The 14,614-nt window shown below is 34.6% G+C and carries 12 protein-coding genes; 5 read left to right on the top strand and 7 right to left on the bottom strand.

Going from position 1 to position 14,614, the window contains the following annotated elements; genetic code table 11:
- Window positions 1-2 precede the first annotated feature (2 nt).
- Together H600_RS0110900 and H600_RS0110890 are read left to right on the top strand one after the other, a co-directional pair.
- Window positions 3-1,310 (top strand): amidohydrolase family protein, encoded by a 1,308-nt coding sequence (locus H600_RS0110900; protein ID WP_026728817.1) that lies wholly within the window; start codon window positions 3-5, stop codon window positions 1,308-1,310.
- Window positions 1,311-1,648: 338 nt separating this feature from the next.
- Window positions 1,649-2,974, top strand: coding sequence for an ammonium transporter (locus H600_RS0110890; protein WP_026728816.1), 1,326 nt, complete (start codon window positions 1,649-1,651; stop codon window positions 2,972-2,974).
- A gap of 106 nt (window positions 2,975-3,080) precedes the next feature.
- On the opposite strand, the gene H600_RS0110885 is transcribed toward H600_RS0110890, so the two are convergent.
- From H600_RS0110885 to H600_RS0110870, 4 genes are all read right to left on the bottom strand, one after another.
- A complete protein-coding gene (locus tag H600_RS0110885) occupies window positions 3,081-3,305 on the bottom strand; it encodes a hypothetical protein (RefSeq protein ID WP_026728815.1) in 225 nt (74 codons plus the stop codon).
- A 3-nt stretch (window positions 3,306-3,308) separates the two neighbouring features.
- Entirely contained in the window at window positions 3,309-5,402 is a 2,094-nt protein-coding gene (locus tag H600_RS0110880; RefSeq protein ID WP_051234404.1) for a protein-disulfide reductase DsbD family protein, read from the bottom strand.
- Window positions 5,402-6,712 (bottom strand): tRNA lysidine(34) synthetase TilS, encoded by a 1,311-nt coding sequence (gene tilS / locus H600_RS0110875; protein ID WP_026728813.1) that lies wholly within the window; start codon window positions 6,710-6,712, stop codon window positions 5,402-5,404. The genes H600_RS0110880 and tilS overlap by 1 nt, the downstream gene beginning before the upstream one ends.
- Before the next feature lie 134 nt (window positions 6,713-6,846).
- On the bottom strand, window positions 6,847-8,145 hold the full coding sequence (locus H600_RS0110870; protein ID WP_026728812.1) for an anthranilate synthase component I family protein: 1,299 nt from the start codon (window positions 8,143-8,145) through the stop codon (window positions 6,847-6,849).
- A 335-nt stretch (window positions 8,146-8,480) separates the two neighbouring features.
- Between H600_RS0110870 and H600_RS0110865 the strand changes: the two genes are divergently transcribed.
- Window positions 8,481-9,374: a DUF4349 domain-containing protein gene (locus H600_RS0110865; RefSeq protein ID WP_026728811.1), complete on the top strand. Its 894-nt coding sequence runs from the start codon at window positions 8,481-8,483 to the stop codon at window positions 9,372-9,374.
- A gap of 208 nt (window positions 9,375-9,582) precedes the next feature.
- The gene (locus H600_RS0110860; RefSeq protein ID WP_026728810.1) at window positions 9,583-9,960 is read left to right on the top strand and encodes a DoxX family membrane protein; all 378 of its coding nucleotides are present in this window, start codon (window positions 9,583-9,585) and stop codon (window positions 9,958-9,960) included.
- Window positions 9,961-10,018: 58 nt separating this feature from the next.
- On the opposite strand, the gene H600_RS0110855 is transcribed toward H600_RS0110860, so the two are convergent.
- The 3 genes from H600_RS0110855 to H600_RS0110845 form a co-directional block, all read right to left on the bottom strand.
- Window positions 10,019-10,561, bottom strand: coding sequence for a lipocalin family protein (locus tag H600_RS0110855; RefSeq protein WP_026728809.1), 543 nt, complete (start codon window positions 10,559-10,561; stop codon window positions 10,019-10,021).
- Window positions 10,562-10,730: 169 nt separating this feature from the next.
- Window positions 10,731-12,134, bottom strand: a complete 1,404-nt coding sequence (gene lpdA, locus H600_RS0110850) for a dihydrolipoyl dehydrogenase (RefSeq protein WP_026728808.1) — start codon at window positions 12,132-12,134, stop codon at window positions 10,731-10,733.
- A 392-nt stretch (window positions 12,135-12,526) separates the two neighbouring features.
- A complete protein-coding gene (locus tag H600_RS0110845; protein ID WP_008462051.1) occupies window positions 12,527-12,985 on the bottom strand; it encodes an Lrp/AsnC family transcriptional regulator in 459 nt (152 codons plus the stop codon).
- Window positions 12,986-13,336: 351 nt separating this feature from the next.
- Here H600_RS0110845 and H600_RS0110840 point away from each other — a divergent pair, with 351 nt between their 5' ends.
- The gene (locus H600_RS0110840) at window positions 13,337-14,581 is read left to right on the top strand and encodes an aminotransferase class I/II-fold pyridoxal phosphate-dependent enzyme (protein ID WP_026728807.1); all 1,245 of its coding nucleotides are present in this window, start codon (window positions 13,337-13,339) and stop codon (window positions 14,579-14,581) included.
- The last annotated feature ends 33 nt before the right edge of the window (window positions 14,582-14,614 follow it).

Raw genomic sequence — 14,614 nt, 5'->3', positions numbered from 1 at the left:
ACATGATAAATAAAAACATATATAAATTGCTGTTATTATTTTGTGCTTCTGTACAACTAAATGCACAGCAAATTCCAGCGCCAAAGCAATCAAAATCGGTTTTGATTTTAAACGCGACCGCACACTTGGGGAACGGAAAAGTGATTCAAAACAGCGCCATTGGATTTAAAGATGGAAAACTGACTTTAGTAGCCGATGCAACCACTATCAGACTTGCTGCTGATGCTTACGACACTACAATTGATGCCGCCGGAAAACACGTTTATCCAGGTTTTATTGCATCAAATACTACTTTAGGTTTAGTAGAGATTGATGCTGTAAAGGCATCAGATGATGAGGAAGAAATTGGAACTTTTAATCCGAATGTGCGAAGTATTGTTGCGTATAATTCAGAATCAAAAGTAGTCGAAACCGTTCGTCCTAACGGAATTTTAATGGCTCAGGTGACACCGCGTGGTGGAACAATTTCTGGAACTTCATCAATTGTACAATTAGACGCTTGGAGCTGGAAAGATGCTATTTTAAAAGAAAATGACGGAATTCATTTAAACTTTCCATCAAGTTTCAAAAGATCAGGATCTTGGTTTGAGCCTGGAGTTATTGAGCCAAACAAAGATTACGCAAAACAGTCTGAAGAAATAAATGCATTCTTGATTAATGCAAAAGCGTATAATCAAACAGCGCCAAAAGAAAGAAATATTGTTCTGGAAGCTACAAAAGGATTGTTTGACGGAACTCAAACACTTTACATCCACGCTGATGAAGAAAAACAAATTGTAGACGCCATTCAATTAGCAACCGATAATCAAATCAAAAAAATTGTGATCGTTGGCGGATTTGAAGCTTACAAAGCTACTGCTTCACTTTTAAAATATAATGTAGGCGTACTTTTAAGACGTGTACACGATATGCCAACAAGCGCCGATCAAGATGTAAACCTGCCTTATAAAATGGCAAAAATGCTAACCGATAAAGGTATTGTTGTAGGATTAGAAAACAGCGGTGATCACGAGCGTATGAGCGTGAGAAACTTACCTTTCTTGGCAGGAACTTGTGCTGCTTTTGGTTTAGACAAAGAAATTGCTGTGCAGTTAATTACCTTAAATACAGCGAAGTTATTAGGAATCGATGCAACTTGTGGCACGCTAGAAACGGGCAAAGATGCGACTTTATTTATCTCGGAAGGCGATGCTTTAGATATGCGTACAAATAAATTGACAACTGCTTTTATTCAAGGAAGAAATATCAATTTAGATACTTTCCAAAATAAATTGAACAGAAAATTTAAAGAAAAGTTCGGACAGAAATAATTCTTTTCTTCACTTAAAAAAGGCATCATTTGAAAATATTCATTTGATGCCTTTTTTATTTAAAACAAAACAATTTAAACATTCAATTGATTATTTGAGCAGAAAAAATCATTATTTTAAGAATAATATTATCTTTTTTTCAGCATAAACTGCACAAATGGCAAACTTTAGCCATTTCAAGTTTAATAAATTGTAAATTTTAAGTCTTTTTTAAGATATACACGCAAAATTTAGGGGGTCAAATTTTAAAATTAACAAAAATTAAACAATAGACTCTATTTTTTATAGGGGTGTCGAATGATTTTATACTTTTATAAAAAATTTAAAACTAAATAACTATGCGAAAAATTATTTTAAGTGTGATCCTCATCACGATTTTGTTACTATCTATTTTTTCTATCTCATTTGTTACTGAATCAAAAACATTAGGCGCTCATGTTGTTGAATTAAAATTAGACACGGGTGATACAGCATGGATGGTTGTTGCTACAGCATTTGTATTATTAATGACTCCGGGATTAGGATTTTTCTATGGCGGTATGGTAGGCAAGAAAAACGTAATCAGCACAATGCTTCAGAGTTTTATGGCAATGGTAATTGTTACAGTTCTTTGGGTAGTAATTGGTTTCGGTTTATGTTTTGGACCATCTATAGGCGGTTTCATCGGAGATCCTTCTTCAAATATATTTTTCCAAGGAGTAAGCGCAAACACAGCATGGGAATTAGCACCAACAATCCCGATGATTCTTTTTGCTTTATTTCAAGCAAAATTTGCGATCATTACTCCAGCCTTAATTACAGGAGCTTTCGCAGAGCGTGTACGTTTCTGGGCTTACTTATTATTCATGGTTTTATTTATCTTATTCATATATGCTCCATTATGCCACATGACTTGGCATCCTGATGGAATGTTCTTCAAATGGGGAGTTCTTGACTTCGCTGGTGGTACAGTAGTACACATGAGCGCTGGGTGGGCTGCTTTAGCCGGAGCAATCTTTTTAGGAAAACGTAAAGTTCAAAAGGTAAATCCTGCCAGAATCACTTATGTATTATTAGGTACCGGTTTATTATGGTTTGGATGGTTTGGTTTCAATGCAGGTTCTGCTGTAGGAGCTGGAAGTCTTGCTGCTCAAGCTTTAGGAACTACTACAATTGCTGCAGCTTCTGCTGCTATGGCTTGGGTTTTCCTTGACAAAATTTTAGGGCACAAATTATCTGCTATGGGAGCTTGTATTGGGGCTGTAGTTGGTTTAGTTGCCATCACTCCTGCTGCTGGTTTTGTAACTATGCCTCATGCTTTAGCAATCGGTATTATCGCTGCTGTAATCAGTAATATTGTAGTAAGCAAATTCCCTAAAGGAAAAATCGATGACGCTCTTGACGTATTTGCTTGCCACGGTGTTGGTGGAATGGTAGGAATGTTATTAACTGGAGTTTTTGCTTCTAAAAGCGTTAACTCAGTTGTTGGTGACAACGAAGGTTTAATCTATGGAGACGCAACTTTGTTCTTAACACAATTAAAAGCTTTAGTTCTTGTATCAATATTTGCTTTTGTAAGTTCTTACGTTTTATTCTTCATTGTAAACAAAATTACTCCACTAAGAGTTACTGAAGAAAAAGAAGAATTAGGATTAGATATTTCTCAACACGGAGAATACCTATAAGACTTTAATTTTCAAACTTTCCTTCTTGATAAAAAAATCCCTCTAAGCTAAAACTTAGAGGGATTTTCATTTGAATTAATATTAATCCTTATTTATTATGTTTTGATTAAAAAGTAAGCGATCCTATAAAAGAGAAAAAATACACCAGAGAAAATATAATAAAAAAGACAATCAATATCCAAGATTTAAAAATCTCAGACTTCGTACTCATTTCATCATCCCCTCTTTCTCGACGTGTTTTCACTTGGTCTTTTTTTGCCAAATACCATAAAAATGCCAGTAAGGCAAAAGCGCCACTTATTATAAAATCTAAAAAATCAGAAAACTTCATTTACTATTTAAAATTCGCAATTCCTTCTTTAAGCCATTGCAAATATTCTTCTGTTCCAACATAACTAATTGTTGGCTTAGATGTATGCAAATTATTACCGTCTAAATCAGTAATTACATATAATGGCTGTGTATTGGTTTTATATTTTGAAATCATAAAATCGGTCCATTTATCGCCTACAGTTATGATTTCATCACCAGCTTTTGTAACAAATTGTTCGTTTTTTGGAAGCTCTCTTTTGTCGTCAACATAAAGTGAAATCAAAACAACGTCTTTTTTTAATATTGACAAAACTGAAGGATCCGACCAAACATTATTTTCCATTTTTCGACAGTTTACGCACGCATATCCCGTAAAATCAAGCATAATTGGTTTGTTGATTTCTTTTGCGTAAGCTAATCCATCTTCATAATCATGGAAAACTATTATTCCGTGAGGGCCTAATTCTGCACCTGCCGGCAAACCTTTTGCTTCTGCAACATTCGAACTTGAAGAACCACCCACTCCAAAAGGACTTTCACTATATTGTGGCGGCGGTGGAAATGCGCTAATTAATTTCAAAGGCGCTCCCCAAAGTCCTGGTATCAAATAAATTGTAAATACTAAAGAAATTATCCCTAAATATAATCTTCCAACAGAAATATGCTGAATTGGGCTATCGTGAGGCAATGTGATTTTTCCAAATAAATATAAGGCCAAAGCTCCAAAAATCGCAATCCAAATAGCAAGGAAAACTTCTCTTTCTAAGAAATGCAGTTGCAATACTAAATCAGCATTTGATAAAAATTTGAATGCTAAAGCCAATTCTAAAAATCCTAATACAACTTTTACTGTATTCAACCATCCGCCCGATTTTGGCAATGAATTTAGCCATCCTGGAAACAATGCAAACAACATAAATGGAAGTGCCAATGCAGAAGAAAAACCTAACATTCCAACGATTGGAGCGATCCCTCCATTTGAAGCCGCCTCAACTAATAAGGTTCCAACGATTGGTCCTGTGCATGAAAACGACACAATTGCCAATGCCAATGCCATGAACAATATTCCAATTATACCGCCTTTGTCTGCCTGTTGATCGGCTTTGTTTGCCCATGAATTTGGAAGCATAATTTCGAAAGCTCCCAAAAATGAGGTAGCAAAAATGATTAAAATCACAAAGAATATTAAATTGAACCAAACATCTGTTGACAACGCATTTAAAGCATCGGCACCGAAAATCTTAGTTACAATTAATCCTAAAATCACATAAATAGCAATGATTGATAATCCGTAAATAATCGCATTTCTGATTCCTTTTGCTCTGCTTTTGCTTTGTTTTGTAAAAAAGCTAACCGTCATTGGAATCATTGGGAAAACGCAAGGTGTAAATAAAGCCGCAAAACCTCCTAAAAATGCAAAGAAAAAGATCGACCACAAGCTTCTTGGCGATGCTGGCGCAGGCATATCTTCCTTAGAAACTGGCTTTTCAATATTTGATTTTACTACTTGAGTTTTTGCTGTATCAGCTGGTTTTGCAATTGTATCAACCGCAATTCCAGACACTTTTGTCTCATCCACTTTAGCCTCTGTAATTGCAGGAACTTCTGCCATATTAAAACTCGACGGAATAGCAATTGAGAATTTTTTATTCGAATTGATGCAAACCTCTTTACAAACCTGAAAATCAAACTCTACCTCAACTGTTTTTAAATTTGGATTAACAATTTTGATTTCCTGCTCGATATGCGCTTTTCCTTCAAAGAAAGTTTCGTTAACACCAAAAACGTCATTAAAAGCCGTTCTGGTTTTTCCTTCCTTTGCCTTCCCCACTAATTCGTAGTTTCCTTTTTGATTTTTAAAAGCAATTTCCAACGCAAGCGGACCACCATCTGGTGTAAACTGCGAATACATATGCCAATCTTTTTCAATAGTTCCATCAAAAATCAACACGGCATTATTTCCGGATTTTTTTTCAATTTTTGAAGTCCATTTTACAGGCTCAACAATCTGAGCGTTGCTATTTGCAATAGAAAAAAGGAAAAAAAGCAAAAATAAAAGAGATTTGCTCCAGTAGTTTTTTAGCATTATCGCTTGACGGTATTGATTAAAGTTCATTATTGCAGTTCTATTTTAAGTATTTTATTTGTGGTATTTTCAATTTTAAAACGTTCGTCTTGCCGAATTCCAACAACCCATACGATCTGGTTGCCCGAACACAAAATCCATGTTTTTTCTTTTTCAATCAGAGACAATTTTTCGTCTTTAAAAAGCTTGCTCACTTTTTTTGACTTTCCCTGCATCCCAAAAGGATGAAAAACATCACCTTCAGCCCATTTACGTAGAATCAAAGGAAACTGGATTTTTTCAGCATCCACAAATATAGACTTATTTGATTCTATTGTTATGTGACCTACGTTACAAAGTCTCATTTTTAAGGGAAAATTAACTTCTGTCTCATTTTCATGAATTTCAAACTCATCATCTTTAGGCTCATATGAAATGGGACTCAAAATCAAAGTTTCTCTGTTTTTAAGCAACCTGAATTCTTCCGAAAGCACTTGTTTTCCCGATTGCCCGCTTACCAAATCGTAAATATCATTCCATGCTGAAAATCCAAATTCATTCAGCCATTGGTACAGATAAGATTTATAATTGGGTAATTTTTTAAGCTGGTTTAAATCAAAATGAATATCTTCTCCTTCTTCTTTTGCTACTTGCTGATAAACCATAATCGATGCATCCTCAGCCATTTCCTGAGATTCTTGCAAATAGGATTGCGTTTTCTGAAAAGCATTCAAAAAGTTGGGATTGATTTCTTTTAAAATCGGAACCAAATCATGGCGAATTTTATTCCGTAAATATTTATTCGAAGCATTGCTGCTGTCTTCACGCCATTGAATTTTACTCTCTTCGGCATATCTCAGAATTTCTTCTCTTGAAAAAGGCAAAAGCGGACGAATTATTTTCTCGTTTTGTTCTGGAATTCCAGTTAAGCCGTCCAACCCAGTTCCTCTTGTCAAATTGATGATAAAGGTTTCTAAATTATCATCGGCATGATGTGCCGTTAAAATATAGTCGAAGTTTTCTTCTTCTAAAAGTTCATAAAACCAACTGTAACGAAGTTCGCGCGCCGCAACTTGTGTCGACAATTTATAATCTTCGGCAAAAGCTTTGGTATCAAATTGAGTGGTAAAAAACGGAATATTGTTTTGCTTGCAGTAATTTTGAATGAATTCCTGATCGCCAAAACTTTCTAAACCGCGAAGCTGAAAATTACAGTGCAACACCGCAATTTCATAAGGCAGTTTTTTCAACAAATGCAACAAAACCATACTGTCTAATCCGCCGCTTACAGCCAGAAAAAGCTTTTTTTCTGCTAAAAATGGAAAGCGGGAAACGATATGATTTTGAAAGTTTGAAAACATTTGATAAATGTAAAAAATTAAATTCTATCTATTTTTAAACGAAATGTTAAGTATGTTTTTTTCGCCACGAATTCACGAATTATTTATGATCGAACCGTATTAAAATAAATTCGTGAATTCGTGGCGGAAAAAATTTATTGCAAAACTTCGTGCATTGCTTTGGCTTTCAGCAAACATTCTTCGTATTCTTTTTCTGGATCTGAAAGCGAAGTTATGGCACTTCCGACAGAAAATGAAACATATTTATTTTCCTGATTATACAAAATGCTTCGAATCACAACATTAAAGTCAAAATCACCTTCGGGATTAAAATATCCAATTGCTCCACTATACAGACCGCGTTTGGTTTCTTCCAGATTTTCGATAATTTTCATCACTGAAATTTTTGGTGCACCCGTCATACTTCCCATTGGGAAAGTTGTTCTTAAAACATCAACTGGCGAATATTGTTTGTCTAATTTTGATGTTATCGTTGAAATCATTTGATGCACTTGAAGAAAAGAATAAATTCCACAAAGTTCTTCTACCTCAACAGAGCCTTTTTGTGCAGTATGCGACAAATCATTTCGAACCAAATCGGTAATCATTATATTTTCGGCACGTTCTTTTGGGTCGTTTTCTAAAAAATGCTTTGATTTTTCGTCTTCCGAAGGATCCGCAGAGCGTTTTGAAGTTCCTTTTATAGGTTGCGAAATTATTTTATCTCCCACTTTTTTCAGATATCTTTCTGGTGAAGCTGAAAGCAAAAATTGTTTGTTATTTTTAAAGAAAACCGAAAAAGGCGCCTTCGAAATTTCATTCAGTTTCTGAAATTTTTCGAAGGGATAAATAGTTGCATTTTCAGCAAAAAATTCCATGCAAAAATTGCCTTCGTACATATCGCCTTTATGAATATGTTCTAGCATTTTTGTCACTTTTTCAACGTACAAATCTTTCGAAATTCGCTGTTGAATTTCTAAAGACGAAGCACTTTCGACTTTCGTCCCGAGGCTTCCAGATTCACTTTCGACTATTTCCTTAAAATCATCTTCAACTTCATCATCGCACAGAAATAAATACTCGATTTCGAGTTCATTTCCTTTCAACAAAAATATTTTTTTTGGTTGAAAGAAAAACAAATCCGGAAAATCTAGTCCATCAAAATTATCTGATTTTAAGTCTTCAATATCATTTTTTAAATCATAGGAAAGATAGCCAAAGAGCCAATCTTTTGTCGTTTGCTGATATTGTTTTAAATCTTCAAAAGCATTTTGAAAATCAGTTTTTATAGACGTAAAAGCGTCCACAGCCAGCAAACAATCAAAACTTGAATATTCTTGTGGATATGAATTGCTGTCCAAAAAAACAATCTCGCGAAATTGTTGCGACCAACTTAAAAGCTGCAATTTGAATTGTTCTGGGTTGGAAATATGTTTATGAATTGAAACTCTCAAAGAAGTATAAATTTTAAGCTTCAAAATTACGACAAAAAAATCCTTCATTAATTTTTTTTTACCATTAAGACATTAAGAAAATTAAGTTCTAAATCCTAAGCTTAATTCCCTTGTATGGTCAAGAAAATTAAGAACACCGCTTTATGAAGCTTAATGCCTTAATGGTTTAAAATAAATTAACAAAAAAATATTGGCACACTTTTTAGTATATCGATTTTAACACTAATTCATAAAAATCATGATTTGATTAAAAAACTACTCTTAAAAACCTTAAAAACAAAATCGTATTTACATCGTGTAACTATTTTATTTATTAATCAAATTTTTAAACTTTTATGAAAACAACTGCAAAATTAGGTTTGGCTACCTTAATTCTTATTCTTGTATTATTTTCCTGCAAAAAAGCAGATTATGCAACCGCTGAAGCTTCGGCAAATGTTGCAACTATGGATAGCACTGCAATTTCGTCATCGGCAGCAGTCGAGCAAAAAGACAGCAAACAGAAATTTATTCGAACTGCTGCTATAAAGTTTAAGGTTAAAAATGTCGTCAAATCTACTTATGCAATTGAGAATGCCACTCAAAAATTTGGAGGATTTGTGACTTATACAAATCTTCAAAGCAATATTCACGATCAGATTAAGACAAAAATCAGTCAAGACAGCACGTTGGAAACCACAAAATATTCGGTTGAAAATAATATCACCATCCGCGTTCCCAATACACAGCTTGACACTGTAATTAAAACGATTGCCAAGCAAATTGATTTTTTGGATTTCAGAGTCATCAAAGCCGATGATGTTTCTATAAAAATGCTAGCCAATCAGCTTTCGCAAAAAAGAAACAGTATTTCTGAAAAAAGAGTCGCAAATGCAATTGATTCAAAAGGCAAAAAAATCAATGATATTGTAGAAGCTGAAAATACATTAGCAAATAAAATTGCAGAAAAAGACAATAGCACCATTGAAAATCTCTCTTTGCAGGATCAAGTCAATTTTAGCACCATTACATTGCAACTTTATCAAAACGAAACCATCAGACAAGAGGTCATGGCAAGTGAGAAAGACAGTGCGGCCTACAAGCCTAACTTAGGAATTCAAATTATTGATGCTTTAAAAAGCGGTTGGTACATACTGCAATCCATCTTAATTTTCTTTATTAATCTGTGGCCAATTATTTTAATAAGCATTGGAGGATTTTTTCTTTACAAAAAATACATCAAGAAATAAGAAAAGTGTTAATAAAACTGCAATTTAATAATGAAAAAATCGTTATATTTGATATAGATTTCAATTAATCCCAAAACAAGGTAAGATCAATTGAAAAATCCTCAATTAAACAGAGTCAAAATACCAATTCTGTTTTTGAGAAATTTACATTAGACGATTTCCAAGCACATCATTTATATTTTTTAACTTTTTAAAAATCCTGAGTATTATGAAAATTGCTACTATTATTGTCCGTGTTTTAATTGGTCTTTTGCTGTTATTTGCTTCTATTAGTTTTTTCTTTCACTTAATGCCAGCAGAACCAGCAACCAATAATGATTTTAAAGCCTTTAATACAGGTTTGATGGCTTCTACTTATTTAATGCCCTTGGCTAAATCAATTGAATTGCTTTGCGGAATTGCATTTGTAACGGGACGTTATGTAACATTAGCTAATATTTTGATCTTGCCTATTACGGTAAATATCTTGTTCATCAACTATTTTTTAACGCCAGAAGGTCTGCCAATCGCCGGACTATTATTCCTAGGCAACTTATTTTTGATCTATAGATATTGGGATAATTACAAAAGTGTTTTTACAGCTTAATTTATTTTCAATTAAAAATAAAAAAACCCGACACAATTTTAAGTGTCGGGTTTCTTTTTTAATTTGTTTTGTCATGTTTTACCCAAACTAAATCAGAAATTTTATAACCAATTTCTTGGGCTTTAATCAGAAAATCAGCTTTAACACTTTCAGGAATTGTAGTTTCCCTTGAAAGTATCCACATATACTTCAAGCTTTCGCCAGCAACAAGAGCATATTTATAATCCTTATCTACTGCGACAACATTATACCCAGAATAAAAAGGACCAAAAAATGAGACCTTAAGCATACCAACATTGTCCTTTTTGACAAACTTGGCTTTCCCGATACTTTCCTCCCATTTGTCTTTTTTGACATCATAGCCCTTATTATCAACCTTTATAGTGCCATTGTCATTCAGCGAATATTCGGCGGTGACGTTATTTAAATCTTTTTCCCATTTATAATCTAACCTTGCGATTTCATACCATTTTCCCAGATATTTTGCCTTGTCAAAGTTGGTGACGGCAACAGCTTTGTCTGGAATAGTAGAACCGCAGGAATAAAGTACTGCTGCAATTCCTGCCCCTAGAAGAATTGGAGCTATATATCTATTTTTCATAATGTTATCTTTTTAAATTTAAGTAAAGATAGCATCTGAAATACACATCTAATTTACAAAATTTTTCTGAAACTTTATATTTTTTCAAATATTTTAAAACCGATTAAAACGAAAAAACCGTCCCGTCAAAACTGACGGGACGGTTTTTGAAATATGATTTACGTAAAAATTATACGTGTAAAGCTCTATTTTCAGTAGCTGCCAAAGCCGCTTCTTTTACCGCTTCCGCGAAAGTTGGGTGTGCGTGGCTCATTCTTGAAATATCTTCAGCAGAAGCTTTAAATTCCATTGCTGTAACTGCCTCAGCAATTAAATCTGCTGTACGAGCACCAATCATGTGAACTCCTAAAACCTCATCAGTTTTTTCGTCAGCAAGGATTTTTACGAATCCGTCTAAATCAGCACTTGCTCTAGCACGTCCTAACGCTTTGAATGGGAAACTTCCTGATTTGTATTTTACTCCAGCCGCTTTCAATTGCTCTTCAGTTTGTCCAACCGCAGCAACTTCTGGCCAAGTGTAAACTACACCAGGAATTAAGTTATAATCAATATGTGGTTTTTGACCTGCTAAGATTTCGGCAACCATTACTCCTTCTTCCTCTGCTTTGTGTGCTAACATCGCTCCACGAACAACGTCACCAATAGCGTAGATATTTGGAGTACTAGTTTGTAAATGATCGTTTACTTCAACTTGTCCTCTGTCTGAAATTTTAACTCCAGCTTTGTCAGCGTTTAATCCGTCTGTGTAAGGACGACGACCAACAGAAACTAATGAATAATCTCCTTCAAGAGTGATTGTTTCTCCTTTTGCATTTTCAGCCTGAACTGTAACAGCATCACCGTTTCTTTCTACTGATTTTACTTTGTGAGAAACGTAGAATTTCATTCCTTGTTTTTTCAATACTTTAGTCAATTCTTTCGAAAGCGCTCCGTCCATTCCTGGAATGATTCTGTCCATGAATTCAACTACAGAAACCTGAGCGCCTAAACGAAGGTAAACTTGTCCAAGCTCGATTCCGATAACTCCTCCACCAATAATTACTAAGTGTTTTGGAACTTCTTTTAAAGCTAAAGCTTCAGTAGAAGTGATGATTCTTTCTTTATCAATTTTGATGAATGGCAAAGAAGATGGTTTTGATCCTGTAGCAATTACAGTATATTTTGCTTCGATAGTTTCTGAAGTCCCATCAGCTTTTGCAACCGCAATGTGAGTTGCATCAACAAATGAACCTAAACCATTGAAAACAGTAATTTTATTTTTATCCATTAGGTAGTTGATTCCACCTACGGTTTGATCTACAACAGCTTGCTTGCGCGCGATCATTTTCTCTAAATTGATTTTTACATCTCCAGAAACTTCGATTCCGTGATCTGCAAAATGAGCAATTTCTGAATAATGGTGTGAAGATGATAATAATGCTTTTGAAGGAATACAACCTACGTTAAGGCAAGTTCCGCCCAATGAATTATATTTTTCTACAATTGCAGTTTTGAAACCTAATTGTGCGCAACGAATTGCTGATACATATCCTCCAGGACCTGAACCTATAATGACTACGTCAAATGAACTCATAGTATTTTGTTTTTATTTTAGCGGTTACAAAATTAAGGAATAAAGTTTTGTTTGAAGTTTAATTTTCAATGTTTTTTGTGTGAAATTTTGTTGTGAAGTTTTACCGCAAAGGGCGCTAAGAATTACGCGAAGGTTCGCAAAGTTTTTTCTTTTTTTTAGTCTCGCAAAGACGCAGAACCGCAAAGTTTTTGTTTTTATTAAGTTCACAAAGTATGTCATTTCCACTGAAAGGAGAAATCACACTAGTGAGTCGACAAAGATTGGAAATATACTTTGCGGAGTTTCGTGTGCGATTTCTCTTTTCAGAAATGACAAACTGGACGTTAGACGCACTGCTGTGCGCCTCTACAGAAAAAACCTTAGAACCTCAGCAACTTAGAATCTTAGTTCCTCTAAAAAGAAATCACCGTCGAATTCTTCACTTCACTAATCATAAACATACTTTGTGTACTTCCAATATGCTGTAACGAAGTTAGTTTTGTGACTAAAAACTCTCTGTACGCTTCCATATCTTTTACTAAGACTTTCAGAATATAATCGTAATCACCACTTACGTGATGGCATTCCAAAACTTCGTTTAATTTAATGACTTCACTTTCGAATTTGGTTAGAAATTCTTTAGTATGCTGAATCAATTTTAAATGGCAAAAAACCACAAATCCTTTTTCGATTTTAGATTTATCGACTAAGGCAACGTAGTTTTTAATTATTCCTTCTCTTTCTAATTTTTTGATTCGTTCGTATACTGCTGTAACCGAAAGATCCAATTTCAAGGATAATTCTTTGGTTGTTTTTTTACTATCGGTTTGAAGTAAAACCAGAAGTTTTTTATCTATAGCGTCTAAAGTCATTTTGGTTGATGGTTTTTAGTTGATAGTTGATGGCGTCTTTGTAAATGAAAGAAAATCTGTTCAACAATACTTTTAGATTCAAATTTAGATTAAAAATCAATATAAATACATTTTTATAGTTTTAAAATCTAAATATAAAATCACATGTTGATTATTTTTCTAATTCAATCTTACTTTGAATAGAATTTCTTTTGAAAACGAGTGCCCTAGCCCTGATAGAAGTGAAAATCCTTTTGTGTCTCGTTTCTTTAACGAGACACAAAAGATTGAAACGGATAGCAGGAAACAGCTCCTAATCTCTACAATAAGAACTTGAAACTTGAAACAAATAAAAACTTGAAACTCACTACTATGAAAAACTTCAATCCAGCAGATAAAATTCAGGATTTGCAATACTTTGGTGAATTTGGCGGTGTGAATCCGTCGATTTCTGATTCCTCGACTTATACTTTTCTTTCGGCTAAAACTATGTTTGATACTTTTGAGGGAAATATGGAAGGCTGTTATTTGTATTCGCGCCATTCTTCGCCAAGTAATTTGTATTTAGATCAGGCTTTGGCTGCGATGGAAGGAACAGAAACAGCAAATGTTTCGGCTTCGGGAATGGGAGCGATTACACCTACTCTATTGCAATTGTGCGGCGCGGGTGATCATATCGTATCAAGCAGAACAATTTACGGCGGAACTTATGCTTTTTTGAAGAATTTTACGCCAAGATTCGGAATTGAAACAAGTTTTGTTGACATTACAAAATTGGATGTTGTAGAAGCTGCAATTACACCAAAAACCAAAGTTTTGTATTGCGAAACTGTTAGCAATCCGTTATTAGAAGTTGCCGATATTCGTGGTTTGGCTAAAATTGCCAAGAAACATAATTTGAAACTAGTCGTCGATAATACGTTTTCGCCTTTATCGGTTTCTCCAGCAAAATTAGGTGCTGATATCGTCATTCACAGTTTGACGAAATACATTAACGGAAGCAGTGATACAGTTGGCGGCGTAACTTGTGCTTCGAAAGAATTTATCAACTCACTGAAAAATGTAAATTCGGGTGCGAGTATGCTTTTGGGACCTACAATGGACAGTTTGCGTTCGGCAAGTGTAATGAAAAACCTGAGAACGCTTCATATCCGAATTAAACAGCACAGTCATAATGCGCATTTTCTAGCCGATCAATTTGAAAAAGACGGTTTAAAAACGGTTTATCCGGGATTGAAAAGCCACCCGAGTCATGAATTGTACAAAACGATGATTAACCCTGAATATGGTTTTGGAGGAATGCTGACTATTGATGTTGGAAGTTTGGAAAAAGCCAATGAATTAATGGAATTGATGCAGGAACGAAACTTAGGATATCTGGCCGTAAGTTTAGGTTTTTACAAAACGTTATTCAGCGCGCCGGGAACCTCAACTTCTAGTGAAATTCCGTTAGAAGAACAAAAAGAAATGGGATTGACTGATGGCTTGATTCGTTTTTCGATTGGTTTGGATAATGATATTCAGCGCACTTATGAAATGATGAAAGCTTGTATGGTGGAGCTTGGGGTTTTAGATTCCGCAAAGATTCGCAAAGAAATTTACGCAGAGGTTCGCTAAGGTTTCCTCTCGCAGATTTGGCTGATTTAAACA

The sequence above is a fragment of the Flavobacterium denitrificans DSM 15936 genome (genome assembly GCF_000425445.1).
GTDB classification, from domain to species: domain Bacteria; phylum Bacteroidota; class Bacteroidia; order Flavobacteriales; family Flavobacteriaceae; genus Flavobacterium; species Flavobacterium denitrificans.
Note: the sequence above shows the minus strand (reverse complement) of the source record. Positions and strands in the feature narration are given on the sequence as shown.

What these genes read in the sequence shown, in the direction of transcription:
- H600_RS0110900 (WP_026728817.1), top strand. Translation starts at nt 3, where the DNA reads ATGATAAATAAAAACATATATAAATTGCTGTTATTATTTTGTGCTTCT.
- H600_RS0110890 (WP_026728816.1), top strand. Translation starts at nt 1,649, where the DNA reads ATGCGAAAAATTATTTTAAGTGTGATCCTCATCACGATTTTGTTACTA.
- H600_RS0110885 (WP_026728815.1), bottom strand. Translation starts at nt 3,305, where the DNA reads ATGAAGTTTTCTGATTTTTTAGATTTTATAATAAGTGGCGCTTTTGCC.
- H600_RS0110880 (WP_051234404.1), bottom strand. Translation starts at nt 5,402, where the DNA reads ATGAACTTTAATCAATACCGTCAAGCGATAATGCTAAAAAACTACTGG.
- tilS (WP_026728813.1), bottom strand. Translation starts at nt 6,712, where the DNA reads ATGTTTTCAAACTTTCAAAATCATATCGTTTCCCGCTTTCCATTTTTA.
- H600_RS0110865 (WP_026728811.1), top strand. Translation starts at nt 8,481, where the DNA reads ATGAAAACAACTGCAAAATTAGGTTTGGCTACCTTAATTCTTATTCTT.
- H600_RS0110860 (WP_026728810.1), top strand. Translation starts at nt 9,583, where the DNA reads ATGAAAATTGCTACTATTATTGTCCGTGTTTTAATTGGTCTTTTGCTG.
- H600_RS0110855 (WP_026728809.1), bottom strand. Translation starts at nt 10,561, where the DNA reads ATGAAAAATAGATATATAGCTCCAATTCTTCTAGGGGCAGGAATTGCA.
- lpdA (WP_026728808.1), bottom strand. Translation starts at nt 12,134, where the DNA reads ATGAGTTCATTTGACGTAGTCATTATAGGTTCAGGTCCTGGAGGATAT.
- H600_RS0110845 (WP_008462051.1), bottom strand. Translation starts at nt 12,985, where the DNA reads ATGACTTTAGACGCTATAGATAAAAAACTTCTGGTTTTACTTCAAACC.
- H600_RS0110840 (WP_026728807.1), top strand. Translation starts at nt 13,337, where the DNA reads ATGAAAAACTTCAATCCAGCAGATAAAATTCAGGATTTGCAATACTTT.